Origin of the sequence: Candidatus Nanosynbacter sp. TM7-076 (assembly GCF_022828325.1) — a bacterium.
Classification (GTDB): Bacteria; Patescibacteriota; Saccharimonadia; order Saccharimonadales; family Saccharimonadaceae; genus Nanosynbacter.
The window spans coordinates 61,516-87,848 of the sequence record NZ_JAJQJS010000004.1 but is presented as its reverse complement, the minus strand read 5'-3'; the positions used below and the strand labels follow the sequence as shown (position 1 = coordinate 87,848).

24 protein-coding genes and 1 CRISPR repeat array are annotated in these 26,333 nt (G+C 42.1%); of the genes, 4 read left to right on the top strand and 20 right to left on the bottom strand.

All coding sequences use genetic code 11. The annotated features are described in order from the left end of the window. Positions 1-607: 607 nt before the first annotated feature. Genes cas9 through cas2 form a run of 3 tightly spaced genes read left to right on the top strand, consistent with a single transcriptional unit; the run spans position 608 to position 5,190 of the window. Positions 608-3,964 carry a type II CRISPR RNA-guided endonuclease Cas9 gene (gene cas9, locus LRM47_RS03670; protein WP_243822835.1) on the top strand — a complete coding sequence of 1,119 codons (3,357 nt, stop codon included), beginning with the start codon at positions 608-610 and terminating at the stop codon, positions 3,962-3,964. Next, a complete protein-coding gene (gene cas1, locus LRM47_RS03665; RefSeq protein WP_243822834.1) occupies positions 3,965-4,885 on the top strand; it encodes a type II CRISPR-associated endonuclease Cas1 in 921 nt (306 codons plus the stop codon). Then, positions 4,882-5,190 carry a CRISPR-associated endonuclease Cas2 gene (gene cas2, locus LRM47_RS03660; protein ID WP_243822833.1) on the top strand — a complete coding sequence of 103 codons (309 nt, stop codon included), beginning with the start codon at positions 4,882-4,884 and terminating at the stop codon, positions 5,188-5,190. Before cas1 ends, cas2 begins: the two co-directional genes overlap by 4 nt. Positions 5,191-5,230: 40 nt before the next feature. Next, positions 5,231-5,793: direct repeats of the CRISPR family, unit length 36 nt; unit sequence ATTATATCAATATCTAAATTGTTAGGGAACTATAAC. Positions 5,794-6,320: 527 nt separating this feature from the next. On the opposite strand, the gene LRM47_RS03655 is transcribed toward cas2, so the two are convergent. After that, positions 6,321-6,878 carry a DUF6609 family protein gene (locus LRM47_RS03655; protein ID WP_243822832.1) on the bottom strand — a complete coding sequence of 186 codons (558 nt, stop codon included), beginning with the start codon at positions 6,876-6,878 and terminating at the stop codon, positions 6,321-6,323. A 98-nt stretch (positions 6,879-6,976) separates the two neighbouring features. Here LRM47_RS03655 and LRM47_RS03650 point away from each other — a divergent pair, with 98 nt between their 5' ends. Beyond that, positions 6,977-7,486 carry a DUF2726 domain-containing protein gene (locus LRM47_RS03650; protein ID WP_243822831.1) on the top strand — a complete coding sequence of 170 codons (510 nt, stop codon included), beginning with the start codon at positions 6,977-6,979 and terminating at the stop codon, positions 7,484-7,486. A gap of 763 nt (positions 7,487-8,249) precedes the next feature. On the opposite strand, the gene LRM47_RS03645 is transcribed toward LRM47_RS03650, so the two are convergent. The 19 genes from LRM47_RS03645 to LRM47_RS03555 all read right to left on the bottom strand — a co-directional run bounded on the left by LRM47_RS03645 (position 8,250) and on the right by LRM47_RS03555 (position 26,281). Then, positions 8,250-9,164, bottom strand: a complete 915-nt coding sequence (locus LRM47_RS03645) for a cell division protein FtsQ/DivIB (RefSeq protein ID WP_243822830.1) — start codon at positions 9,162-9,164, stop codon at positions 8,250-8,252. After that, the gene (locus LRM47_RS04170; RefSeq protein WP_243822829.1) at positions 9,161-10,324 is read right to left on the bottom strand and encodes a UDP-N-acetylglucosamine--N-acetylmuramyl-(pentapeptide) pyrophosphoryl-undecaprenol N-acetylglucosamine transferase; all 1,164 of its coding nucleotides are present in this window, start codon (positions 10,322-10,324) and stop codon (positions 9,161-9,163) included. Before LRM47_RS04170 ends, LRM47_RS03645 begins: the two co-directional genes overlap by 4 nt. After that, on the bottom strand, positions 10,257-11,549 hold the full coding sequence (locus LRM47_RS03635; RefSeq protein WP_243822828.1) for an FtsW/RodA/SpoVE family cell cycle protein: 1,293 nt from the start codon (positions 11,547-11,549) through the stop codon (positions 10,257-10,259). Before LRM47_RS03635 ends, LRM47_RS04170 begins: the two co-directional genes overlap by 68 nt. After that, positions 11,542-12,579: a phospho-N-acetylmuramoyl-pentapeptide-transferase gene (locus tag LRM47_RS03630; RefSeq protein ID WP_243822827.1), complete on the bottom strand. Its 1,038-nt coding sequence runs from the start codon at positions 12,577-12,579 to the stop codon at positions 11,542-11,544. Before LRM47_RS03630 ends, LRM47_RS03635 begins: the two co-directional genes overlap by 8 nt. Positions 12,580-12,581: 2 nt before the next feature. Next, positions 12,582-14,327 carry a peptidoglycan D,D-transpeptidase FtsI family protein gene (locus LRM47_RS03625; RefSeq protein WP_243822826.1) on the bottom strand — a complete coding sequence of 582 codons (1,746 nt, stop codon included), beginning with the start codon at positions 14,325-14,327 and terminating at the stop codon, positions 12,582-12,584. A 21-nt stretch (positions 14,328-14,348) separates the two neighbouring features. Beyond that, entirely contained in the window at positions 14,349-14,690 is a 342-nt protein-coding gene (locus LRM47_RS03620; RefSeq protein ID WP_129634729.1) for a hypothetical protein, read from the bottom strand. Between the two features lie 199 nt (positions 14,691-14,889). After that, positions 14,890-15,810: a 16S rRNA (cytosine(1402)-N(4))-methyltransferase RsmH gene (gene rsmH, locus LRM47_RS03615; protein ID WP_243822825.1), complete on the bottom strand. Its 921-nt coding sequence runs from the start codon at positions 15,808-15,810 to the stop codon at positions 14,890-14,892. Between the two features lie 292 nt (positions 15,811-16,102). Continuing rightward, positions 16,103-16,471, bottom strand: a complete 369-nt coding sequence (locus LRM47_RS03610; protein ID WP_243822824.1) for a division/cell wall cluster transcriptional repressor MraZ — start codon at positions 16,469-16,471, stop codon at positions 16,103-16,105. Between the two features lie 433 nt (positions 16,472-16,904). Continuing rightward, positions 16,905-18,179, bottom strand: a complete 1,275-nt coding sequence (locus tag LRM47_RS03605; RefSeq protein ID WP_243822823.1) for an ATP-dependent DNA helicase — start codon at positions 18,177-18,179, stop codon at positions 16,905-16,907. 1 nt (position 18,180) lies between these two features. Further along, positions 18,181-19,158, bottom strand: a complete 978-nt coding sequence (locus LRM47_RS03600; RefSeq protein WP_243822822.1) for a Kiwa anti-phage protein KwaB-like domain-containing protein — start codon at positions 19,156-19,158, stop codon at positions 18,181-18,183. A gap of 39 nt (positions 19,159-19,197) precedes the next feature. Continuing rightward, the gene (locus LRM47_RS03595) at positions 19,198-19,623 is read right to left on the bottom strand and encodes a ribonuclease H family protein (protein ID WP_243822821.1); all 426 of its coding nucleotides are present in this window, start codon (positions 19,621-19,623) and stop codon (positions 19,198-19,200) included. Between the two features lie 8 nt (positions 19,624-19,631). Continuing rightward, positions 19,632-21,320 carry a hypothetical protein gene (locus LRM47_RS03590; RefSeq protein ID WP_243822820.1) on the bottom strand — a complete coding sequence of 563 codons (1,689 nt, stop codon included), beginning with the start codon at positions 21,318-21,320 and terminating at the stop codon, positions 19,632-19,634. A 78-nt stretch (positions 21,321-21,398) separates the two neighbouring features. Continuing rightward, positions 21,399-22,415, bottom strand: coding sequence for a gluconeogenesis factor YvcK family protein (locus LRM47_RS03585; protein ID WP_165000139.1), 1,017 nt, complete (start codon positions 22,413-22,415; stop codon positions 21,399-21,401). A 26-nt stretch (positions 22,416-22,441) separates the two neighbouring features. Next, positions 22,442-23,110, bottom strand: a complete 669-nt coding sequence (locus LRM47_RS03580; protein WP_243822819.1) for an SDR family NAD(P)-dependent oxidoreductase — start codon at positions 23,108-23,110, stop codon at positions 22,442-22,444. A 24-nt stretch (positions 23,111-23,134) separates the two neighbouring features. After that, entirely contained in the window at positions 23,135-23,326 is a 192-nt protein-coding gene (locus tag LRM47_RS03575; protein ID WP_243822818.1) for a hypothetical protein, read from the bottom strand. 163 nt (positions 23,327-23,489) lie between these two features. Continuing rightward, positions 23,490-23,630 carry a hypothetical protein gene (locus LRM47_RS03570; RefSeq protein ID WP_243822817.1) on the bottom strand — a complete coding sequence of 47 codons (141 nt, stop codon included), beginning with the start codon at positions 23,628-23,630 and terminating at the stop codon, positions 23,490-23,492. After that, positions 23,617-24,114: an NUDIX hydrolase gene (locus LRM47_RS03565; protein ID WP_243822816.1), complete on the bottom strand. Its 498-nt coding sequence runs from the start codon at positions 24,112-24,114 to the stop codon at positions 23,617-23,619. Before LRM47_RS03565 ends, LRM47_RS03570 begins: the two co-directional genes overlap by 14 nt. A 142-nt stretch (positions 24,115-24,256) precedes the next feature. Continuing rightward, entirely contained in the window at positions 24,257-24,874 is a 618-nt protein-coding gene (locus tag LRM47_RS03560; protein ID WP_146555028.1) for an SAP domain-containing protein, read from the bottom strand. A gap of 45 nt (positions 24,875-24,919) precedes the next feature. Beyond that, entirely contained in the window at positions 24,920-26,281 is a 1,362-nt protein-coding gene (locus tag LRM47_RS03555; protein WP_488192381.1) for a glycine--tRNA ligase, read from the bottom strand. Between the last annotated feature and the right edge of the window lie 52 nt (positions 26,282-26,333).

Below are 26,333 nucleotides of genomic sequence, written 5' to 3'. Positions count from 1 at the left end.
GAAGCCCAAAATGTCAATGAAGGCAATGTGTTAGCTTATGATATTTCAGGCATAAGAAAATCGACTGGGCGCGGACTCGATGGTTCCGCTATTAGCGCAGATGCGCTTGACCAGTCGATTGACAACTCCAGTATACCAAACAATCCTCAAGATGTCAATGACGAAAACAACCACATTACATCCTCATGGAGCCAGCAGAGACGAACCCATACACCCTGAAGAAATAGAAAATAATATCTCTAAATAAAAGGTATTCAATGCAATGACACTAGATTTGCCAACCAGAATGTCAACGGCGATGGTAACCATGCCAGTGCTGCTCAGTTGCCAGAATATGGCCAAAATAATACTTGCACAATACTATTAAGTGAGATACACTGTAGTTACAGTCCCTTAAGTAAGGATTGTATCAATATCTAAATTGTTCTAGGTTTCTATAATAATCTGGCGGTAAAAATCCGCTGTAAAGTATATGAAATACTGGAGCAAAGCACTAATCCGCTCACTTGTTGGGCGGATTATCTTTTTTATGAGTAAAGTATTTACGCTTTCAAATATTCTATTTTGGTTGTATAATTGCATTAAATTATCTCAAAAAAGGACCATCATGACTCAAAAATATTCATATTCACCAAAAAAATATTCACTAGGACTAGATATCGGGACATCTTCAATCGGCTGGGCGGTATTGGACTTAGATAAAGAGCGCATCCATGATTTAGGGGTGCGCATTTTTGAGCGACCAGAAGTACCAAAAACCGGCAAGAGTCTTGCCGAACCGCGCAGGATTGATAGATCCAATAGACATCGACTAAGGAGACGTCGACAAAGGCTTAATTATCTCAAGCGGTTCTTTATTGATAACAATTTGATATCAGAGAGTCGCATAGGTGATATGCTTAGCCCAACTCACCCCAAAAAGTGGAGGCCAATCTATGATCCCTACGCTCTACGTATCAAGGGTTTGAATGAAAGACTCTCGCCAGAAGAGCTATTCGTAGCTCTTTATCATATAGCAAAGAGACGTGGATATAAGAGTAATCGTATATCTGTAGAAGAGCAGGATATTGAAGGATCTCAAGTGTTATCAGCTATTTCTGAAAACAAACTACTTTTGGAAAAGTATAAGACAAAATCGGTAGCCAAAGTACTTACGCTTGATGAAAAATTCAAGAACAATAAACGCAATAAAATAAACACATATAAAAATTCATTTGTTCGTAAGAATTTTGAAGATGAAGTGATGCTGCTTCTTGATTCTCAGAAAAAATTTGGCCTTAAACTACCATATGAAAAGATACAAACCTTGTTGTACGGTGATATAAAAAATGGCAACTACAATGGTATATTTTCACAGCGACCATTCATGACAAGTGAACTGATTAAAAAGATGCGTGGTTATTGTGAATTCGAGCCAGAAAAGCCTCGCGCACCAAAGGCTAGCTATAGCTTTGAGCTATTTCGTCTCGCCCAAAATCTATCCCATCTTCGCATTGTAGTCGATCGAGAGACTCGACAGTTGTCTGAGGATGAGATCGCAAAAATAATCGAGAAAGCAAAGAACGTCAAAGTACTAAAATATGAGCATATTCGTGACATACTTGGATATAAGGACGACCAAAGCTTTAGTTTTGCTCAGGGTATGATACGTGGCAAAATTAAAAATGACGACAAAAAGAACGGTGAAAGTAATAAATTCGACTCAATGATATTTTACCATACTGTCAAAAAAGCTCTCGAACAACATCCAAAAGATTGGGACATACTAGCTACCAATAATTTTGAGCTATTAGATACAGCAGGGTTAATGCTGACGGTAAATAAAGACGACTCAAGTCTGCGTACAGAACTATCCAAATTAAATATAAGCACCTATGCCGTTGAAGCACTTTTACCAATCAACGTTAGCGGCTTTGTCCATTTGTCATTTGACTCTCTCCATAGAATAACCCCATGGCTACTAAGAGGATTAAACTATAGCGAAGCGGTTGAAAAGGCTGGCTACAGCTTTTCTCAAAGTCTTTCTGGCAACAAGAAGAAATTACCGCCATTGTCAGAGAAACAAGCAGCACAAATTACTAACCCTGTTGTCAAGCGTGCAGTGTCTCAGACTATTAAAGTAGTTAATGCAATTATCAGGAAGTATGGCATGCCATACAGTGTAAAAATAGAAACAGCAAGTGAGCTGGCAAAAAATGCCCAAGAACGTAATAAGATAAAAAATATTCAAGACGAGAATGCTGAATATAACGAAAAAATTAAGCAGAAACTTATCACTGAATTTAATATACCAACACCAACAGGACTACAAATTACTAAGTTTAAATTACGTGAGCAGCAAAACGGTGTTAGCCTTTACTCAGGCAAAGAAATAAATCTTGAAAATCTTTTCGCCGATGAACATTATGGCGAGATAGATCACATTATACCATTTTCACGCTGCGGCAACGATGGATTAAACAATAAAGTTTTGGTTTTTGCAGACGAAAATCAAGAGAAAGGAAATCTGACACCATACGAGGCGTGGGGTGGAGATGATAAAAAATGGACACAATTTGAAGCGCGCGTAAGAGCAACCGCTGGATTGCCAACCGCTAAAAGAGACCGCCTTCTGTCAAAAAGTAAACTAGTTGAAGATTGGAATGTCCGCGCACTCAACGACACTCGATATATTTCACGTTTTTTACGTCAATACATTCGTGACAATTTAGATTTTCCTAAAATCGAAGGCGAGACTGGTGCGCAGAGAGTCTTCTCACCAAGTGGATCAATCACTTCATATTTAAGAAGGGTGTGGCATGTTGGCAATAAAAATCGCGATGATAATAATTTGCACCATGCGGCTGACGCCTGTATTATTGCCGCGACAAGTCCAAGCATTATTCAAAAAATATCAAGTCTTAATAAATACTACGAATTATTCAAATATACTGATAAAAACGAGATTGTCGATAAACTAACAGGAGAGGTTCTTGATCGTAATCAATTTGAACAGCATATAGCAGATCTTGAGCCCTGGAATGATTTTGGTAAGGAGGTGCGAAAACGCAGTAAACCGTATAATACACCAAGCGAACTCCATAATGAACTAACTGGTCTAAAAAACTACGACGAAGAATTTCGTTTGAGCACACTGCCTATATTTGTTTCACGCATGCCTAAACGCTCCGGAAAAGGCTCGGCAAATGATGCGACTTTCCGATCACCTAAAATCGTAGCAGGTTACATTGACGAAAAAGGAAAACCCGCCATTGCACGCAAACATCGAGTGTCGCTCCATTCTGTAGATCTTAAAAAATTATACGATTCACCAATTCGTGAAACAGATCCTAAACTGTACAAAATTCTGGAACAGCGACTCAAGGATTTTAATGGTGATCCAAAAAAAGCATTTGCCGAGAGCGTTTACAAACCAACAAAAGACGGTAAGCGTGGCAATATTGTACGCAGTATAAAAATATATAACACACGAGATTCAAGAAGTGGATTCTTAGTTAACAAGCAAAGAGCCTTTGTGAATAATGGTAAGACTATTCGTCTTGATGTTTATAAACGTAAAAACTATAAAGATATATACGAATATTATTTTACTCCAGTCTACACTCATTTGATAAACACTCAAAGGATTGAGGTTTTGCCAACACCTACTGGCCGGAGTAAGAACGAAAAGGCAGATTTTGATACTATCCGAACAGAGGGTAATAAGATATATGCGACACTAGAGAATGGATTTATAAAGCAATTCTCCATATATCCAAATGACTACGTGCGAATATATTTTGATAACGAGATCGTTGAAGGATACTACGTAAAATACAACACTAACGACAGTAGTTTAAAACTTATAAAACACAGTGACACGAGTAAAAACGATAGCGACTTAATCAGTAAAGTAGCTAAAACCGCCACCCTCATTGAACGTTACGACATTGCCGTCCTCGGCGATAACTACAGGTGGCTATAAATGGCCTGGCGTGTTATAGCTATCGAGAATCCTGCAAGACTTAGCTTGCGCGACAACCAGCTAGTAATTGCGCAAGATGTCGAAGCAACCTTACCAATCGAGGATATCGACTCGCTCATTCTGGACGGCTATGGTATCATCACAACCACAAATCTACTCACAGCACTAGTGACCAATGGTACGACGACTATAATATGCGATGAAAAGCATTTACCCGCCAGTGTACTTTTGCCATATTCACAGCATTCACGTCAAGCCAAAGTCTCGCGTCAACAATTGTCCATGAGTCAACCCTTAAAAAAGCAACTATGGCAACAAATTATTATCAGTAAAATCACAAATCAAGCAGACGTCTTGCGATCTCGCGGGCTAGACGACTCCACTTTGCGGTCTTTTACTAACGATGTTAAATCGGGCGACACCAGCAATCGCGAGTCAATCGCTGCTCGCATATATTTTGACCAGCTACTCGATGATGCCACGCGACGTAAGCCTATTTGGCATAATGCCGCGCTCAATTATGGTTACGCGATAGTGCGCAGTCATATAGCTCGGCATGTCGCCGCTCGTGGGCTCGTTGCCTCACAGGGAGTTTTTCATCACAATGAGCTCAATAGTTTTAATCTAGCCGACGATTTGATTGAGCCGTACCGTGCCGCTGTCGATTTATATATCTTCGAAAAAGTTGCACCACTTCATGTCGGCGACCGCGACGCCAGCCTTACCAAGCATGATCGCGAACTTATTATTGACATATTAAATTATTATGTTATAATCAAAGATAAGAAGTTTACTATAAAACATGCGGTTGAGCGGACGGTTGAAAGCTTTATCGAATGTATCGAGGTAAGGGAGGCGCGTAAGCTTCTTTTGCCAAAAATCGCCCCCCTAACAGGGAAGGGATGTCATATAAAATCATGAGGGTCGCGGTATTTTTCGATTTGCCGACCAATACTAAAACAGAGCGTAAGGCCGCAACACAGTTTCGTAAATTCTTATTGGACGATGGTTTTGATATGCTCCAATACAGCATATATACGCGGCTATGTCCAAATCGTGACGTTGCAGAAAAACATATGATGCGAATTAAGAGACACGCTCCGGACAGCGGTTCAGTGCGATTGCTTTATTTAACAGAGCATCAATTTACACACATGCATGTTATTGTTGGCGAAAAAACTACTCAAGAAAAGTCCGTTCCAGCTGGGCAATTAGCATTTTTCTAACCAAAAATCCCCCTCGTAGCAGAGGGGGATTTAAGGAAGTATTATATCAATATCTAAATTGTTAGGGAACTATAACTAAGGTTTCTGCCCTTGAAAAAAAAGACGAATTATATCAATATCTAAATTGTTAGGGAACTATAACGCGATGAGGTTAGTTCTGGTAGCGGTCCATATTATATCAATATCTAAATTGTTAGGGAACTATAACCTGAGCAATTAGCTCTTATAGAGTCATCAGATTATATCAATATCTAAATTGTTAGGGAACTATAACCATACTTTTTTTATTTTTTTATACTTTTTATTATATCAATATCTAAATTGTTAGGGAACTATAACCATTGTAAAAGAAATTCTGCACACGGCGCTATTATATCAATATCTAAATTGTTAGGGAACTATAACCTAGACCACGCAAGTATTCTTCACGTTGGCATTATATCAATATCTAAATTGTTAGGGAACTATAACCAAGATCATAAACACTTTTGTATTCCTCTCATTATATCAATATCTAAATTGTTAGGGAACTATAACATTTGGCGAAGGCGTTCGTATCCGCGCCAGATTATATCAATATCTAAATTGTTAGGGAACTATAACTCGTTGTGTGTCCGCGTCGCCTATGATGAATGAATATTTAAAAGCCCGAAAGCGCGACTTTTCTATTTTTGCTTAGTCTTTTTTATTGATATTGACCAGCAAAATTATTATGATTATCAGTAGCAATACTGAGATTAACAATTCCCCCATCGTAAATGAGTGAAAAATAATTCCATTATCAAGTATTTTAGTTCCGTTTGCCATATTATCCTCCTGCCCTCATTTTAGCATAAAATACGTTGTTTATTTTACGCGCTCATTTATGTATTTTAGCTTATCAAATGTATAAATTATTACGAAGTCGAAGGACACCATAACAATATAGCCAACTAAGCGTATTGCGGAATCTAGCAAATAGCGACAAACTGTAATCGCATGGTTTGGGCATCCATGCGACTACTTCCGCCTCCTGAAAATGGCCGTAGCGTAACTGGTGAGATAAACTGGAGGCTTGAGCAGTCGCTTAAAAAGTAGTATGATGGCTGGGCAGTTGTTGTGATTTGCAGCTGTCATTGCATGAAGGCACCTCAAAAACGAGATGTCTTTTTTGACGGCTTCGAAAAAAATAATAAATATACTCCAAATACAAGCTTAATTGCCGAGTCAATATATGCTATCACTTCTAAAGGTATAGCAATAAAAATGTATCCTACAAAAATATTAATGGCGCAAATAAGACCTAAATATATCATTGATTTTCCATGCACAAAATAATACAGGAAAAAATGCAGTGCAGTTGCCATCAGCGCTCCCAGCCAAATCAATCTCCAATTTTCAGTCGCAAAGAATGGTCCGCCCAGCAAAACCATTAAGATAAATAATAAAATAACGGCATATAAAGATACTTTCTTTTGAAATTCACTCGAAGAGCCATCAGACAGCCTATTCAACACCTTTTTATTCATGTTGATTGAGAAAAAACTAATAATATACCCAATGCTAAATACTTGCATATTTATTATTTGCTTTCCTCCTGTTAAAGTAGCTATTGAAATAATCGCCGCTATTACAATTAGCCACAATCCACACGCTCTCTTATAATTGAATTCCAACTTTTCATCTTTATTATAATTTAAAAAAGTCATAAATATCTCCGATAAAATTATCACTCTTATTATATCACCGCAACGATAAAGCCTAAAAATCGTAAGCATTTATTATCAACATATGATAAACTAATCTCATGGAAACGCTTATATTTATAGTTATAGTAGCCGCCGTAATTATTTTTCTGGTAATCAAAGTAAGACAGGGGACTGACGGCGACACAAGCCCAATTAAAACCCCAATAAAGAAAGAATATGTATACATCAAAAAATCTTGCGCAATGACGCCAAGTGAATTATCGTTTTACAAAACACTACACGAAGCGGTAAACGGATGTGTAATTATACCTCAGGCTCATTTAAGCATGTTTTTGGATCATGAGATAAAAGGGCAAAGTTGGAAAGCGGCTTTCGCGAGAATAAACGGTAAGTCTGTAGATTTTCTAATTTGCACCAATGATATGAAACCTCTCATAGCTATTGAGCTTGATGATAGTACTCACAACCAGCCCGATCGAAAAACGCGCGACGATTTTGTCAATTCGATCATGGCCAATACTAACATGCCCCTACTGCGATTTAAGGCAGGCGAATGGAATAGTGAAATAATTAAGCACAGAATCACCCAAGCTCTTTCGCAAAATTAGCGATTAAAAAACAATAGAACAAAATACGAACTAATTATGAGTTAATTTTTAAGTGTACATAAAGCCGAATCCGGCTGAGTATTTATATTGATAAATTTTGCGCAATACAAATATAAATTATAAATCCGAGCCAATGCAGATAAACCAATATACAACATAAAACGCACCAAGCTGACAAATAGGGCGGTCTATAAAATAGTAAACGATAAGTAGGTTGATTTGGTGAAAATGAGATAAATTTATCGCGAATAAAGACGATGGAATAGTCGTGTTTTAGATATAGTTTTAATGTCGCACAATGTACCTTTTACGCAATAATAAATACCATACAAAGATGAATATACATATGTCTGCATATATTCGCTAACACCTTATAAAACGAACTTTTTCTGATAATTCGGCTAGGGAATCTCTACTACATACAACCTCATAAAACATACTGTCTTTTATAAAAAAATACACCAACAAAATACGAACTTAAAAATATTTTTTTAATTCCAACACTACACATGCCGGAGTGCTACATTGATATTTTTACATCAATATAAACTCTGAGTATGCGCGCCGTAAGCTCGTTAAGTTTTCCACAATGCATTTTATATTATTTGACATTTTTATATTTTTATTGCCCTACTCCCCTAGCTTATCATTTTGCGATTATTTGACTTTTGCATATTTTTATATTGTTATATATATTTTCTACACCATACAGAAATAGAACAAAAAGAGAACTTATTCTATCCAGAAGAGAAGTTGACCGCCCCTACTTATAGAACGACCTTTGATCTACCCTAACGTCTATATACCCTGGCTTCGTGCCATTGTTGTCCAAATAACTCAAAGTAGCTATCGCCTGTTTAACCTGAGCCTGAGCAGACCTATCCACCGTCATACGAATCTGGGTTTCCCTGCCCTCAACCTTAAACCAGACTTGACGCACAGTATTAGCCGGCAGAATAACCTCTGAAACATTCATTTTATGTTGCGAAAATTCAGACACGGCTTGACCAAGGAAGCTCAAGAATTGACGATTGATAACTTCTTGACCGCCTCTAGTCGGTAGGCCACTTTCATCACGAACAGCAACCGTAGGCGCAGCAAAATAATTCCGCTCAAAAGTAACGCCGCTATCATCAACAAAATAAATCTTATCCCCGGAAGACCACTGAGCCACTGGCTGCCTAAACGTCAACTTAACAGCTGATCGCGCTAGAAAATCTCCCTCCACGCGAATGTTTTTTACTTCAGGAGCTTTCTGTAAAAAGAATTGCTTTAGGTCATTATTATTGAGGAAGAATCGAAACCTCTCCGCTGGATGAGCGCTGTAATATTCATTAAGAACGCTCACGTATTTATTAGCGTTACTGGAACTTTTTGCGTCGGGAGTTTGGATTGAAATATTAATTGTCAATTGGAACAAAAGAAATATCACAACAAGCAGGCTTATCGCAGTCGCAAACATTTTCCGCATTACACGGCGACGTTTTTTCACCAATTCGTGCGTCTCGAGTCTCTCAGAAGTCTCCAAAGGAGAGGATGTTTGGCGGCTATTAAGCGTCCTGTTCCGACGATACGATTGGGCGGGCAAATCATCGTAATTCTCAGTTCGACGACGCGCTGCGATTTCTCGACGGCTTAGATTCTCGTCCGATTTTTTCTTAGAGAAGGGGAATTTCACTTTCGCCTACCCTGCCTTCGCACTGTAGTAAGAATAATCTTCGCCATATCTTTAGCCGCGTTTGGCTTGGCAAATTTACCAAAGTTATCGCCCAGACCTTTAAGAATTTTCTGAGATTTTAATACGCCAATTATTTTTCGTGCCAAGATTTGGTTGTCCTTATCCAACTCGTCTTCGGAAACTATCAACGCCGCCAATGCGTCCTGGTAAACCTTAGCGTTTTTCAATTGATGCCCGCCTGTCAAATGACCGTTAGGGATGATGATTGTCGGTTTATGTAGCGCCGCCAATTCCAAAAGAGTAGTCGCCCCTGCCCTGGTCACGACTATATCCGCCGCCGCCAAAACTTCCGCCATTCCGTTATGAACAAACGCCTGCAGCCGCCAGCCTTCTCGCTCGTCAGTTTGCTCGAGAATTTCTTCATATTGCTGATTTCCCGATATCAAAAACACTGAATTCTCGGAAAGCAGGTTTTCCCTAATTGCTACAATCGCGGAATTAATTCGGCCTGCTCCGAGTCCACCGCCAGTAATAACAACCAACGGTTTGTTGACGTTAAAGCCCAATTTTTCCTTCAATTCTTTCCTCTCAGCCTCAGAATATGGATGGAATTCTGGCGCAACTGGAATGCCAACATATGAAGCTTTTTCCGGTGGATAATTGTAATATTCAAGCGGCGCGCCCGTGCCAATAGCTTTTGCAAAGGGACTCAATAAGCGATTCGTCAAACCTGGATGCGCGTCAGAATCATGCAAAACCAACGGAATTCTTAATAGCCGAGCCGCATAACCAACCGGCAAACAAACATATCCGCCCTTAATAAAAATAACATCTGGACGCCACTTCATAAGCTTAAACAAACTCTGGAAAAATCCAACCATCACCTTAAAACCGTCGCGCAAATTTGGAAATAAAATTGACGGATGTAAATGAAATGAGATGCTTTTTCCGTGATATCGGCGTAATTTTCCAGCAATAATCAAATCGACTGGAATATTTTCATCGAACTTAGCAAAAATCCCGCGCGCGCTGGCACCAAATTTTTTATCACACCAAAAACGAAGCTCGTGATCACCAGTTTTCTGTAATTCTCTAAATACGGCTACCACTGGCGTAACGTGTCCGCCTGAGCCGCCGCCGACCGCTAAGATCTTGGCCACTTTCACCCTCCTCTAATGCTTTATGTGACGTATATTTGGAAATTTGGAAAACTAAACCGAGCGCTGCCGCGATAAACAACATACTTGTACCACCATAACTTAATAATGGCAATGGAATTCCGGTAAGTGGCGCCAGCCCTGTCATTGCGGCGATATTCAGTATCACGTGAGAAGCAATCCAGCCAAAAATTCCCGCCACAATTAGTCGCAACGTCACGTTTGGAAGTCTCGCGGCTACGTGCAAAATTGACAATAATAAAGCTGTAAATAGCGCCAATATAGCCATTAAACCGACAAAGCCAAACGTTTCTCCCATGACAGCAAAAATTGAATCGTTAGTCGCCTCTGGAAGATATCCTGTCGCCTGAACGCTTTTGCCAATTCCAAGCCCCAGAAGCCCGCCAGAGCCAATCGCAATTCTAGCCTGCTGGATGTGATAATTCTTGTTCTCCTGACTACTCGTCCCTTTATGGCTATCGCCTTGCACGAAAGTCATCACGCGCTCAATTCGGTGTGGCGACGTAAAAATCATCACCAAACCACAAAGCGCAACAATCGCCAGAATCTTCTTGAAAATCTTCCAATCAATTCCAGCCACTAAAATCATTGATAAGATAATCGCTATCAACGAGATTCCCGTTCCCAAGTCTTTTTGTAAAAACACAATCATCAGCAGCGATAATCCGGAAATAATGCCCAGCGGAATGATAGTTTCTTGGATATCGTTCAATTTTCCCTGTTGTGAGCGACGCCCTAAAAATCCCGCCAAAAACAATAGCACGCCATATTTAAGTAACTCTGCCGGTTGAAAGCTACCTAATCCTCCCAGATAAAACCATCTATACGCGCCGTTAGTTTCTTGCGCAAACGACAAATGAAGTACTGCGCCTGAGAGAAATAGTAAAATACATAGCGCAAATCCAGCGTAGAGAATGTATTTTGATCTCTCACCAGTAAACCATTTGTACGGCGTAAAATAAAACGCAGAAAAAGCCACGACAGCAATAAGCACACTCGTCAGCTGCTTACCAAAGAAATACGTATCGCTATAATTCGTGCCGTAAGCATAATTCATCACGTTGGCACGTTGTGGCCCCAGCGCATACATAACAATCAGCCCAAGTAGCAACAAAAGCCCCATATAAAGCACAATCTGGTACATTGGCCGATGACTTCGAACCGGCTGAGCGATAGATTGACGATTTTTGGCGACCGAATTACGCAATATGACCTCCAGCGAGCGCCAGCATCACACCGATAAACGCCATCACGCAGCCAATAACCCAGAAGCGCATCGTCACTTTAGTTTCTGGCCAACCAATCGCCTCCAAGTGATGATGAATCGGCGCAGACAAGAAAATCTTTCTCTTAAACAGCTTCTTGCTGACGATTTGAGCCAAGCTTGATCCCGCCTCAATTACAAATAGCAGACCAATCACAGGAAGTAAAAGCAAAGAGTCGGTCAGCATTGCTACAACACCTAAGCTGGCGCCATAAGCAAAACTTCCAACGTCACCCATGAAGAATCGAGCTGGATAAATATTGAACCATAAATAGCTCAAGAGTACTCCGACAACCGTAAAGCAAAATCCCGCCAACAGAACATGTTGCTGTAATAAAGCAATCACACCAAACGCACCAAAACTAGCACTTAGCAATCCACCAGCCAGACCATCCATTCCGTCAGAGATATTAACGGCGTTACCGGTAGCCACCACTGCAAACGCAAATAGCGGAACAATCATCCACCCAATATTCACATCCCCCATGAACGGAACATGGAAGCTTGTTACGCCCAGTTTAGCAAAGAAAAACCAGCCAAGCACTGCACCGATCAGCGTAATTAGTGCAAACTTCACTGGACTACGAAGTCCCGCCGCGCCGCCCCCAAGACCACGCAGATTGATGATATCGTCAATTATCCCAACAACTCCACCACCAACCAACGCCGCCAGAGGAAGCCAAGTCTGAGCTCGGTCTAGATTGAAGAAAATTGTCACCACAAATATTGAAATCACACCAATCATCCCCGCCATGGTTGGAATATTTCGCCGCAATTTTGCGGCTTGGAATTTGGCAAAAACCTCTAGCTTTTTTCCATCAGTGCTTTCCGACCTTTGGCGCTTCCAGAAGCGATATCGATAAGCGAAAAACGTATAAATTGGCGTTAAAAACATCGCTAGTAAAAACGCGCCGACGCTGAGTAAAAATACGTGCGTCAATTCGTTGGTCATTGTTTGTAAAGCTATTCCCATATTTATTCCTTTGGTGCTATTTTCATATAATCAATCATCCAGTTGGATATATCTGTAAAAATTGGTCCAGCGTGAAGATTTCCTTGCAAATTAATCCCCTTGCCCGGAGCCGCTACACGTACCATTATGACATATTCGGCGCCATTTTTTCCACCACCATAACCAATATATACAGCAATCGTTTCCTTCTGGGTGTAAGCGCCATTAACCACCGCTTCAGAAGTACTAGTTTTTCCACCGATTTCATAGCCAGATTTGTCGCTTTTTGACAAGAATGAAGATCGGCGCGCCGTCGTTAGCATCGTTCGCATCTGCGATGATGTGCTGCCGCTTACGGTTTGGCGAATGACTTTATTTTCCGACGATTTCAGATTGCCAGATTCGTCAATTGTGCCAACGAGAATAGTTGGCTTGTAATATTGACCGCCGTTAACTAGCGATGAAAATCCAGCTGCGACCTGAATCGTAGTCAAATTCATACTTTGCCCGTAAGTCATAGCCGAATAACGAACCTCATTTCCTTCAGCGCTATCTGGCGGATAAATATAACCCGAAGTCTCACCCAGCTCAATTCCCGTCTTCTGACCAAACCCAAATTTGTCATGATAATATTCATACAAAGTCTGACGAGCCGGCAAATTAATCTGTGAACCATTTCCTAATTTTCGAATCGCAGTAATCGTACCAACGTTGAGCGAATTATTAAACGCGCCTTGAATCGTCATTGGACCGCCCAAACCTCTCAGAGCGTTACACATCGTGCGGTCAGCGACTTTAATACAATCGGTATTATTATACGTGCTAGATGGCGTAATAACACCCTTGTCAATTGCCGTAGCAAAGCTAAAAGATTTGATAACCGAACCCGGCTCAAATGGCACCATCGACGCGCTATCCATGAACACCGACCCGTTTTTCTGCTTAGTAAAATCTGCTGGATTATAAGTCGGATAATTCGCCATTGCCAAAACCTGACCGTTTTTCGGATTCATAACAATCACACTTCCCTCGGTGGCGCCAGCCGCTTCGACTCCCTTTTTCAGCGCCAATTCAGTCTGGCTTTGAATATTCCTATCCACCGTCAGCGCTAAATTATCACCAGGCTTCGCCTCGATTCGCATATTATTTTTTCCAACCGTCAAAGGTATGTTTCTAACGTCAGTTACAGATTGCAATAGCCCGTCCCGACCTTTAAGTTGCTTATTCAAAGAACCTTCGACGCCATATTGACCTTCGCCAGCCGCATTCACAAATCCAAGTACGTGCGCACCCAGTTCGCCCTCAGGATAATTTCGAATAGAGCTTTGTTGATACAACACGCCCGCAAAGTTTTTCTTTTTCAATTTTTCCGCTTGAGTCCTGGTGATATTTTTCGCCAAAACTTCATAACGCGACTTTTTATTATTAAGCCTTTCAGACACGTTTTCCGTCATTTCACCGCCAGCAATTTCCCTCAAACTATCAACAAGCTGATTCCGCTCTTTATCGTCAATCGACTGCGGATCCGCAATCACCGTATAGACCGCCTGATTAAGCACCACAGGAACTGGCGTTTTTCCGTCCATCATGTAAATTTTCCCGCGCTCCGCAGGAATGATAAATTGACGCTGCTGACTCGCTCGCGCCAACTCCGTATATTTGCCATATTGCAAAATCTGCAATTGGAATAATCGCAACACAAAAGCCGCCATCACTACTAGTAAAGCGATGGCTAACCAACCAGTTCTTGAACGAATAAGCCGCTGCATATTGCTTATCTTATTATATCACTATTGAGCGTAATGCGTTTCGGTTGTTGTCATTGCCGAAGCGACATTGCTATTCTTCACCTTCTCTAGCGCCGTCAGACGCGCATTCTGCACTTCCAATTCTGACTTTTTTGCGCTTAGTTCGGTGATTTTTGTATCCAGACTCTGAGCTTCATAGCCGTAAGCTGTAAGTCTGGTTGCCTGAGTAAGATAAATCAAGCCCAGTACTGTAATCATCAATGCAACTAGCACTGTATGAGCAACAGGACCAAGTTTGACCTGAGACTGAAAACGTGTAGAATTCTGATTTCGGCGCAATTGACCGTGTGAACGTCGTGAAGTGAATGTGGTGGTGTTTGTCATTTGTCTCTATCTTTTATGTTTATATTTGTGTTTAGCATAACAAACCAGCCCGCCCGTTAAAGACAGGCTGGTCTTTCTAAGGTATATTCCGGAATACGCTTTAGTCTAGCCGCGGCGTACTGAAACAGCCTCTGGCTTGTCTGTATTCTGGAATTCTACTTTGATGTGGATTGGCATAATAGCCTCCTTCTTTTTTGTTTTATTTTTTCACGGCGTATCGAAACTTTGCACTTCGACTACGCGGATTGTGAACATCTTCAGTTCCAGACACCGGTTTTTTCTCTGGAACAATCAACTCAGCCTCATATCCAGCCATCGCTTGCTCAGAAAAGTAACGCTTAATCAACCTATCTTCCAAGCTATGAAAACTAATTATTCCTACTCGCCCACCCTTATTAAGTAAGCGTGGCAAAAGTGGCAATAATTCTTCAATCAGCTTAAGTTCGCGATTGACTTCAATGCGTAGCGCCTGAAAGGTACGAGTCGCAGGATGATGCTTCATACTACCGCGACCAACGGTTTGCTTGATCAGATCAGCCAGCTCAGTCGTTCCCTGAATTGGTCGAGCTTTTACAATTGCCTGTGCAATTCGCCTTGCTCGCCCGGAATTTTCCTCGCCGTAACGAATAATCAGCTGCGTCAAATCATCAACCGAATATGAATTGACAATATCTGCCGCTGTGATTTCCGTCCGATTGTCCATCCGCATATCAAGCGGACCGTCAAATCTGAACGAAAAACCTCTCTCTGCTCTGTCAAGCTGCGGTGACGACACCCCCAAATCAGCCAAAATCACGTCAAACTTACGTCCCTGCTTGACCAAATCTTGCGCTGCGCTCACAAAATCTTTGTGAATTAAAGTTACGCCTTTTTCAGCCAAATCACCCAATGTCTTAATCGCGTTTTCGTCGCGATCTACTAACACTGAACTCAAGTAATTATCCGTCCTATTTAAGAATGCCCTGGCATGGCCGCCATAGCCAGCCGTCAAGTCAAGATATGACTCACCTTCGACTGGCTGCAGCTTGCTAAGGGTTATCTCCAAAAGTACGGGAACATGAATCGGTTCGCTCGCTTGGAGTTCTTCCGACTGTGGTGGATGTTCTTTAATACTCATCATTATTCCATTATACAGAAATAATGCTCGAGATCACCTAACTGGATATTTAATTCTGGCTTTTTTGTATTTGTGTTTTGTTTGTTTTTGTTGTCTTAGAGTGGAAATTTATTGATTGTCAGTAACAACCATGTTTTCCAAAGAGACTTATGTGTGAGGTGGAGTTTTTTTGGGAGGTGTTTGAGGAAGGTGCGTTGCCGTTTTTAATGTGGAGCAAATTGCCACATGCCATTTTCAAATACCCAGATAGTTGATCTCGAGAGGTTTCTAATTGTTAAAGTGCTTAGCTAATCTACTATTCCGCATTCTCGGCCGCTATTAGCCGAAAATATTCCCCTGCTCGCACAGCAACGACCTCTCTGTCAATTCCAGCGTAGTCGAGCAAATGCTGCTCAATCGTCACTCGTCCTTGTTTTTGGTCGAGCGCCGATGCGGTTTTACCTCGTCGGAATTTAACGTTCAGGTCGGCAACTCGCTCATCCAGAATACTTCCTGTTAGAGCGCTTTCCACTTCCCGATCCCAGATTTGCTGTGGATACAAGTGGAGATATCTGCCAAACCCGCGAGTTAGCACGACGCCTGATGCAAATTCTGCCCTGAGTTCAGCCGGAATTGTCAAGCGTCGCTTGTCGTCCAACTTACGCTCAAAGTAATCTGTCTGCACGTCGTCCTTCCTTCGTGGTAGATTAGTTGTTTTTTACAGTGGATGTTTGTTTTTGTTGGTGATTTTCCATCAACTTTCGTTCCACTGACTCCACTATACTACCCACAGCTACCCACTTGCAAGCCCTTTTTATGACTTTTTACCCATTTTTGCGTCAAATAAAAACTTTTCCACATTTTTGTGGAAAAGCCTAGTGTCGGGTTGATGCAAGTCGACGCTATTTAATAGTTTTAGGCAATGGATTGGTACTTAAAGTTATTTCAGACCAGCCTACAGTTGAAAGGCAAACTAGTATACGCTTTTAACAATAAAAAGAACACCGGCGAACCGCTCAATTAAGGCGATTTAGTTCCGGTGGTTCTTAGCGTCAGTATAGTAAATAATTCTCAAGGAATCAATAGCAATAAGCTCCAGTACTCTATTCAAGAAACTACTAATGAGGTCTAAAGACCACGTCCCTATATCTCTCGGCAGATTCCCTGCTCGCCTGCCTCAAAACCTCGTCAATCGCTAGCGCGTCAGGAGAAACTTCCAGCGCCCTACGGTTAATTCCGTATAGATATAAATTGTCCAAATCTCGCACGCGACTCAAAGCCACATAACCCATGCCTTCGACAAACGCCTTTCTCAGGTCAATCTTAGCCGCATCAAGCGTCATTCCCTGACTTTTGTGAACCGTTATAGCCCACGCCAAACGCAGCGGAACCTGAGAAATACTTGCTCGTTTGCGCTCTCCGTCCCGCAATTCCCAAACATCCGGTACCATCGTCACCCGACGACCATCTCGAAACTCAACAACCGGATATTCCGTCAACGGCTCAAAATCCACGACCGTTCCAATGCTACCATTGGCATATAATTTTTGCGGCGAATTTTTAACCGCCATCACTAACGCGCCCAGCTTAATCACCAAATTTTCTGGCGCCAGAACCGACCTTTGCAGATTCTCTACATAAATTTTCGAGCCCGTCGTCGTTTGCTGATACGAACGCTCTTCTCCTGGTAATTCCGCCAATTTTTGAATATTGATATCATCAACATCAACGTTTACAGTGTGCAGTTCTGTAATGTCGCCATCTGGCGGCTCGATTTCCGTGCGCGCCAGCAACGCCTCGACGTGACGTCGCCTAACATCGCCAGTTCTTAGAGCGGTCAAAATATCTAAAAGCTGCTCATCATTCTGACGATATTGTCGCTCCAAATATAAAACCGCCGGCTGAAGTTCTTGCCAAGCATCAGAATAAACCACAAATCCGCCGCCCTGCTCATTTGGGCGATTCACTGGCGGCAATTGGAAAAAATCGCCACTCATCACCAGCTGAATACCGCCAAACGGCTGATCATTTTCCCTGACGGTTCGTAAAACTTTATCAATCATATCCAGCCGAAAATCGTGAAGCATTGAAATCTCGTCAATAATCAACACGTCAGTTTTAGAAATCACATCACGCCGTGTTTTTGACAATCGTTCAAAAAAATTGTTCGGCAAATGATCACTCACGCCAATACCACTCCAGCTGTGAATCGTATTGCCGCCAAGATGCGTCGCCGCCAGACCAGTTGTCGCTGTTACCGACACCTTTTTACCGCGTTTTCGTGCCTGCGCAATAAAATTATTCAACAGGTGAGTTTTACCCGTTCCAGCCGCACCAGTCAGCAACGCCGACCGACCGCTCAGCATAATAGCCAACGCTAATTCTTGATCCATTTTAGCCTCGTGGCGGTTCGCCTTCTGGCTCGCCGAGCAGCTTCTTCGACTTAATTTCGTAACGCTTGCCCGTGATTTTACTCTCGATATAATCCTCATTGATGAGATTTACGAACATATCTAAATCATTGCCGTCCATGATAATAATCGCGCCGTTATCATCGCTCATCAGCTCCAATTGCATCTCATCGGCATAGTCCAAAACATCTTCCTGTTTAACCGCGCCGATTTCCAATTTCTGCAATTTATTAATCGTCTTTTTGCGCTCCTTCACCAACGCATTAAGATCCATTCCCTCCGGAAAACTTAGCTTATATTCCTTCTCAATTTCCGCTACTTTTTTATCAGCAATCACCTGCTTTTTATATTCATAGCCGAACATTCGCTCAAATTTTCCAGGATTAAACGCAAAAATATCTTTACCAACAATCAAAACTTGATTATCATCCGGAACCTTAAAACCAACTTCCGCATTAAATAAACCAAACTTGCCGTCAGAAAATTCCCAAGCCAACGCACTCTTCAACGTCTGACCTTGCTGAATCAACTTAACCGTGTAGAATATTGCGTCAGGGTTGTTCGGATCGGTAAATCGCGCCACAATTCCCTTCATACGCTTGAACTCGTGTTCAGTTTCTGAAAACTCCACGATGTCATGACGCTCATGTTCAATCAAATGAATCAGCGTTTCAGCTCGCCCAACCTTTTCCAGGTCAGTCCTCAACAGAACATTATCTTCCGATTCGCTCAATTCATAATCACGAACGCTCAATCCAGTACCCGCACCCAAATTGACCTGATTGATGTAATCAAACAAGAACAACGGTCTGAGCTGCTGCTCAACATCGCCTTTTATCGGCATAAAATATGGCGTGTAATTTTTGCTAAATAAGAACAGTTCTATCTGTAAATCATTCTTTTTTGCGTCATTTTGATTTGCCCACAAAAAAATATCAGTCGTTTCCCTCACTTCTTCCATTTTTCTAGTATAGCAATTTTTATCAGATGTCGCTAGCAGTTATTTAGCCAATCTCTCGCCTTCACGTGCTCGATTAGCCCATTCGTCAGCCAATTCGTTTCCTTCATCGCCCTCATGACCGCGCACCCAACGCAAATCCGCTTGAGAATTCGAATATAGTTCGTACAATTCACGTACAATATCCAGATTTTTAATATCACCGTTTTTCTTTGTCCAGCCACGCTTTTCCCAGCTCGGAGCCCATTTGGTAACAACATTAATCCAAAACTCACTATCAGAATAAATCACGCAAGGCGCGCCATTAGCATCTTTCAGTGCCGCGATTAAGGCTTTACCTTCCATGCGAATATTGGTAGTATCACCGTCTTCCGAACCCAAAATCCACGGCTGAAGATCACGAATAACCGCGAAGCCGCCCAGACCAGGGTTTGGCGAAGCAGAACCGTCAGTATAGTAAGTTGTCATTAGTGTAATTATATACTAGTCATAGCACTTTTGGCCATATTGCGACGCTTTTTCTCTAGTTTCCTGTAAGCACGCTTAAACTCACGTACACGCTTACGACTCTGGTTTGTCAGATGCTTCTCTTTAGCGCTGTTGTCAGGAATATTAAAGTAATCTTGTTTACGCTGCCAAATATCAATTGCCGCACCAGCCGTCTCGTCGGTCATACTCACCAAATCGCCATAGATTTTATGCAATTTAAAGAAGTAATGAGCCGCCTTCTTGCCAGCCCGAGCTAATAAACGAGCGGGTGGTGTGGAAAATTGCAGCTCAAACGGAGCATACGGAATTCTTCCGTCACCCGTTTCGTAAAACCCCGTAATCTTTGCGTCAGTAAAACCACTACTGCTATTTTTAAAACTAAACATTCTCATGTCAACGTCCGGTATTTTATCGAGAATTTTCTGACGAATCTTTTCCTGAAAATCTAAAGAACCTTTAATCACAAAACACTCATTTTTTCGACCTGGAGCTGGATACGGAGTAATTTTACCGCTATCAATAGCTCTAATTACAGCATTCGCATATGAATCAGCCAATTGTTCATTGTCATTACAAATTACTGTCATACCATATAGGTCAATGGGGTGAAATTCTCCCACATCTTTTAGAGGCTGAGAATGTGTATCGTAGTAACCTATAAGTTGTAACAATTTTTTACAATATGAGCCACGACCCTTGCCTCGAGCCCTTACTCCTAATTCTGACCCATTTGAGGTTTTTACAGTACCAGATCCAAAAAACGTACTATGTAAAGAATTAGTATTTACGGCAGGCTTCAAATTTGATTCTCCCAGCATTTCAGAAAGCGCACCGTTAAAATTCCCTATAGCAAAATCAAATCGTGCAGGATCAGTTGAATGCCTGTTTCCAAAATGTAACGACACGATCCTATCAACCTCATTCATAGTTGAATCGATATCATTACTCAGGGCATCCTTGCGGTATAAAGCATCTCCAATATTACGCCCCGCCATAATGTCAATTTCATCTTTCAGCTCGGACTCTAAGTTATCCAACCCACTAATACTACACACTGGAATTAAAAAGTTTTCGGCAAATACTGCACATTTATACGCAAATGCACTATGATAAGGAGCACTTTTTAGATTAGCTAGAGTTATAGCCCCAGCAATCATCGCGGTTTCCAGACCTAGGCCCTGACCCTCGTCTTTTGTTGAGAACATCTTTATTAAGTTATCAATATGTGGCGCCGGAATTGGTGGGTTTTCAGCCCACGGGCTCTTACTGTAGCCATCACCGTCTACGTCTAAATCGTCAGGGATCACTTGATTATCCTCAAGCTTTAGCGCCCTTCCCGCCAGTGAATCTTCATCAATACCGTCAATATACGATAAAAATGCATCCTGTAAGACCTTATAGTCTTCCAATATACTTATAACTACGTCTTGGTCAATCTCTTTAGGTACACCATCAAGAGCCTTCCTAATGTAGTCAATCCGCCGCCTACCCTCTATATCTTCTGGCATCTCTATAATAATATTCGCGGCAAATCTGCGCGACGGAGTTAAATGGTCTCCGCTAAATGTTTCCACCAACTCCTTAGCCAGACATTCACGGTTAGAAAGGATTTCGCCTTGACCACAAGGGCTGGTAATATTGTCTGGTGAGTGTCTATTTACTTCTTTACTTGTCATAATCAGCTTGTGAATTATATCACAAACTATAAAACTTTGCAAGTATAGTTGCCTCTCTAGGATGTCTAAATAAATAAATTACGCAAAATAAATCCGCATCAATTCGCGCGCTACCCTGTCGGCATCGTGACGAATAAGACTACGTTGGGCCGCCAACGGATCGCTGCTGGAGTTCGTATTGACCCACACATCATCAGCAATCAAACGCTTGCCCGACGCATAATAATGCTTTTTCTTCAGCAATTCCTTATCCCACTCGACCAAATATTCACCGTCGTGAGCATATTTCTTTATTAATTCCTCTGGCGGGCGATGGTTATTGTAAAGCACATAATCCATATTCACCCCTGAAAATCGCTCAATTTCATCCGCAAAATCCGCCACAGTAAATCCATCAGTCTGCGTTGGCTTGGTGACCAAATTACAAACATAGACTTTCTTTGCCTTCGTTTCAGCAAGCGCCCGAGTAACGCCTCGAACCAACAGCGCTGGCGCCAAACTACCATACAAAAGCCCCGGCGCAATCACCACCAAATCGGCATCCAAAATCGCTTGACGGGCTCGCGGGTTAATCGTAGCTGGCGGTTTAAGTTCTAACCACGGACGCTCGCCACGCGGAATCTTTAGCGACTCAGCCGCGTGCTGACCATCAACAACCGTACCGTCTTTCAGCTTAATCGACATTGTTGTATCGTCCAGAGTAATCGGATAAACTCGACCATTGACGCCCAAAACTTCACTAGCCAATTCCACTGCATCAGCAAAACTTCCTGTCATCTTCTCAAGTGCCGCCATAAACAAATTGCCAAACGCATGACCTTTCATACTACCCTCACCGAACCGGTAATTGAACAAATCGCGAACTTTCGGCGAAGTACTTAACGCCACCAGGCATTGCCTGACGTCGCCCGCCGGCAACACGCCCAATTCATCACGCAACACGCCAGTTGAGCCGCCATCGTCAACCATATTGACCAACGCTGTAATACTGTGTGTATATTTTTTCAATCCAGAAAGCAGCGTGAAACTTCCCGTTCCGCCGCCGATAACTACAACTTTTACTCCAAAATAATCATTATTCGAACCATTTGTCATGCCTGAATTATAGCACCTTAGAAAGTCTAAACCAACGTGCCTTTTGGCAACGCCCATTCCAAAAAGGGCTGCTGCTGACAATCAATCGCGTTAATAATATGCGTGGCAATTTTCGCAGGATCGTTGAAAAACATATAGTCAGCCGGAAGATCACGCCCATTCCAAAACGGAGTTTTCATAGCACCAGGCAAAAATAGTGCGACTCTGACTGGAAGTTTTTGCTCATCTGCCTGCATCCCCAAACTTCGCGCCAAACCCGCTTGAGCGTGCTTCGTCGCAACATACACAGCTTCATCTGAGCGCGCTTTAACACTACTTGTCGACCCGATAATCGTCAGTACAGACTTACGATTCTGCGTTGACATCTTACGCCAAGCCCATTGTACCAGCGGCAACGCGCCCGAAAAATTAACTTCCGCCATACTGCGAACGCTCGGCTGATCTTCAAAATTGCCGCGCCAGCCATATCCAGCCGCCCACACAAATTGATCAATATCATCGCCGTTTAAGATCTGCTCGATTCGCGCCGACGCCGGCTCTACTTGATCCGAATAATAAACATCCAATGGAAAACCTTCGCCGTGCTTCTGCGGATTATGAGTCTTGCCCAGAACCAGCACACGCTCGCCACGTTCCCGCAGCTGCTTCGCCATTTCCAAACCGAGCCCACTCGTCCCACCAAGAATAATATGCATATGGCTATTATAGCAATGGCAATATTAAATGTAAATTCCGTATCTAAGCCTCGGCCAAGCTTCCGCCAGCTCCTCGGCTGAAAATTCCTTGACAGAATCCAGCTCCTGTAAAGGCGTTTCCAAACAAAGCCCAACAGCCACGGCAGCCACTCGTCTCATGAGATATTCCGCATTATCTGAAGAAAAATAAGCATCATTGTCGAAATCCCCTTTCATTCTGCCGAAAGACTGCACACCCATCTTATCTCGCCAGCTTCGCAACTCAACCCTCTATCATACGGAAACTGAGATGGCGATTGTATGGACGTAGACCGGCTAGGGAGACGCTTCTCCGCTAATCCATCGTGTCCCGAATATTTATCATCACGACTAGCCAATATTATGCCCATGTCAAAAATCCGACCTTTTTAATAGCCAATCTGGTCAATAGCGTAAATAGCGAATTCTCATCGACTTTACTGAGGTCACCGACAATATTCTCGATTTTAACTATGGCGCCGTAATTATCAGTTTTCTTCATACGTTAAACTATTTGCGCCACGCAACTTCTGCCACTTCAAATGCACTTTATATCGAAGCGGCGCGCCCGACTCGCTCTCTTGGAGGCGCAACTCTTCAGGATCCATAAACATCACTTCGTCCGCATCAACGCCCGCTGAAAAATCAAAATTTTCCGTCCACACACGACAAGAAAAGCAAATTTGATTAGCATCAATTCGCTCAATATAAATCTCGTCCGACGCGTCAAAAAGCTGATAGCGAAGATTGCCCTTATATCCAACCTCCTCATATAATTCCCGCTTCAAAGCCGACTCAAAAGTTTCACCATAATCCATTCCGCCGCCAGGAAGATCCCAAAGCGGCCGCCCATCTTCTTTAACAACCAAAATCTGCCCAGCGTCGTTGTAAATCAGAGCTTTTATGGAAACGCGATACAGACAATCCAGATGGTCCGTTCCATCTAAATTCTGTGTAACGATACGTCCGTTGGTGATTTTTGTCATGAAAGTCATTATACTACACCCGAGCGCTAGATAGCTAATACCATTTCACCTACAGTATACTCTGTCTTTCCAATATCTCTTTCCAATATCCATTTACTAACTACTCATTGGGTGTTAATAAGTTAGGAATTACCTAAATTACCTAATTGTGATACTCTTTTATTTTTCCTGCATATTCAGTCAAAAGATTCTTTGAATAAATTTTTTCATTTCTTGAATCTCTAACTTCTTTCCAAAGAATAGCAGCTACTTTTAACTTATTCGAATAGTTGCGACTATTTTCGTCTGCACAGAAATCCTTTAAAAATTGATTCCATTGACAAACCGAATTATCATATTTAGCATAATCCGATTTTCCATAATAAACTTTCAGCATATCTTGAATCGTAAAACTCAAATCATTTTCACTTTTTACTTTTCTCCAAGCAGTAGCCATATCAGCAGTAAATTTAAAAGGTGCAATACCTGTTACGGCAGAGAAATATTCTCTAAATTTTGTATTAAAGGAAAACCCACATTCAAGTAATGGCATATATAGAGTAATATTTTCAACTTGCTTTGTTTCGTTTTTTATTGATGATTTTTTAATTAAATTACCCTTAAAGTACTGCTCAATAATATAATTAAGTTCTTGTTTTGTACCTCTATGTTCTAATGCTAGCGACCTGCATATCTGTGAAAGTTCTTCACGATACCAATAGTATTGATTAAACTCATCAAACGATGTGATTTTATCAAACTCAGGTCTACTTTTTGTCAATCTTTTATCTCCTCAAAACCAATTTGCTTTTTTCACGTCCAATATCTACAACTCCTCAACCTTCACTCGCCTCTGTTCGGTCGTATCTCGCTCGCGAACAGTAACAGTGTCATCTTCCAGCGTCTGAAAATCGATAACCACGCAGTGCGGCGTACCAATTTCATCCTGACGGCGATAGCGCTTACCAATGTTTCCATTGTCATCCCACATAACGCGTCCAGGATTTTTCTTAGATAGGTTGGCGTAAATTTCACGCGCCTTCTCCACCAATTCTGGCTTGTTTTTGAGCAGCGGCGAAACGGCAAATTTAACTGGCGCCAAATGCTCTGGAAGTGCCAGATAAACACGCTTACTGCCGTTCTGCTCGTCCTCACGATACGCACTCGACAACACCGCCATCAGCGCACGCTCGACGCCAAAACTCGGTTCAATCACGTGCGGTACAAACTTCTCATTCGTTCCCTTGATCGTATATTCCATACTCTTTCCGCTGACGCGCTGAATGTTCATCAAGTCAAAATCAGTCCGATACGCAATTCCCATCAACTCTTCCTTGCCAATTGGAAAATCATATTCAATGTCAATCGTCTTCTTGCTGTAATGCGCCCTGTCCTCCGGCGGAACGTCCAGCTCGTGAATATTCTTAGGGTCTAAGCCCAACGCCTCCAAAAACTCATGCGTCGACTTCAACAATTCATCAAACGCTTCCTGCCATTTTTCTGGATTGACAAAATACTCAATCTCCATTTGCTCAAACTCGCGACTGCGAAAAACAAAATCTCGCGGCGCAATTTCATTGCGAAACGCCTTGCCCTGCTGAGCAATTCCAAACGGCAAGTCTGGATAAAAACTATCAACAACGTTCTTAAAATTGGTAAAAATTCCCTGAGCCGTTTCTGGACGAAGATATGCAACGCTGTCTTCACTTTCAGTGGCGCCGACGCTCGTCTTAAACATCATATTAAACGTGCGAGATTTACTCAGTGGATTTCCGTCTGGGCTTTTGATACCCTTCTCTGCAATCAACTCGTCCATTTGCTCCATCGTCAAGCCGTCAGCGTCAATGCCATTATCCTTAAGAATGTGGTCAGTACGATAACGCCGATGATTAACCGTGTCTTCGCACAATGGGTCAACGAACGTATCAACGTGCCCACTCGCTTTCCAGACTTTCGGATTCATCAAAATCGCCGCATCGACGCCATATATATCGTCGCGCTCATCGACAAACATTCGCCACCATAAATTCATAATGTTGCGCTTCAATTGAACGCCAAGCGGACCGTAATCCCACGTTCCAGACAAACCGCCATAAACATCCGAACCCTGATAAATAAAACCGCGACGCTTACACAGGCTAATAATATCTTCCATTTTTGCTTGACTCATCAAAAAACCTTTCTCCATGTTGGCAACATGGCGATTCACATTATTTCCTAAATTATACCATTTTACGAGC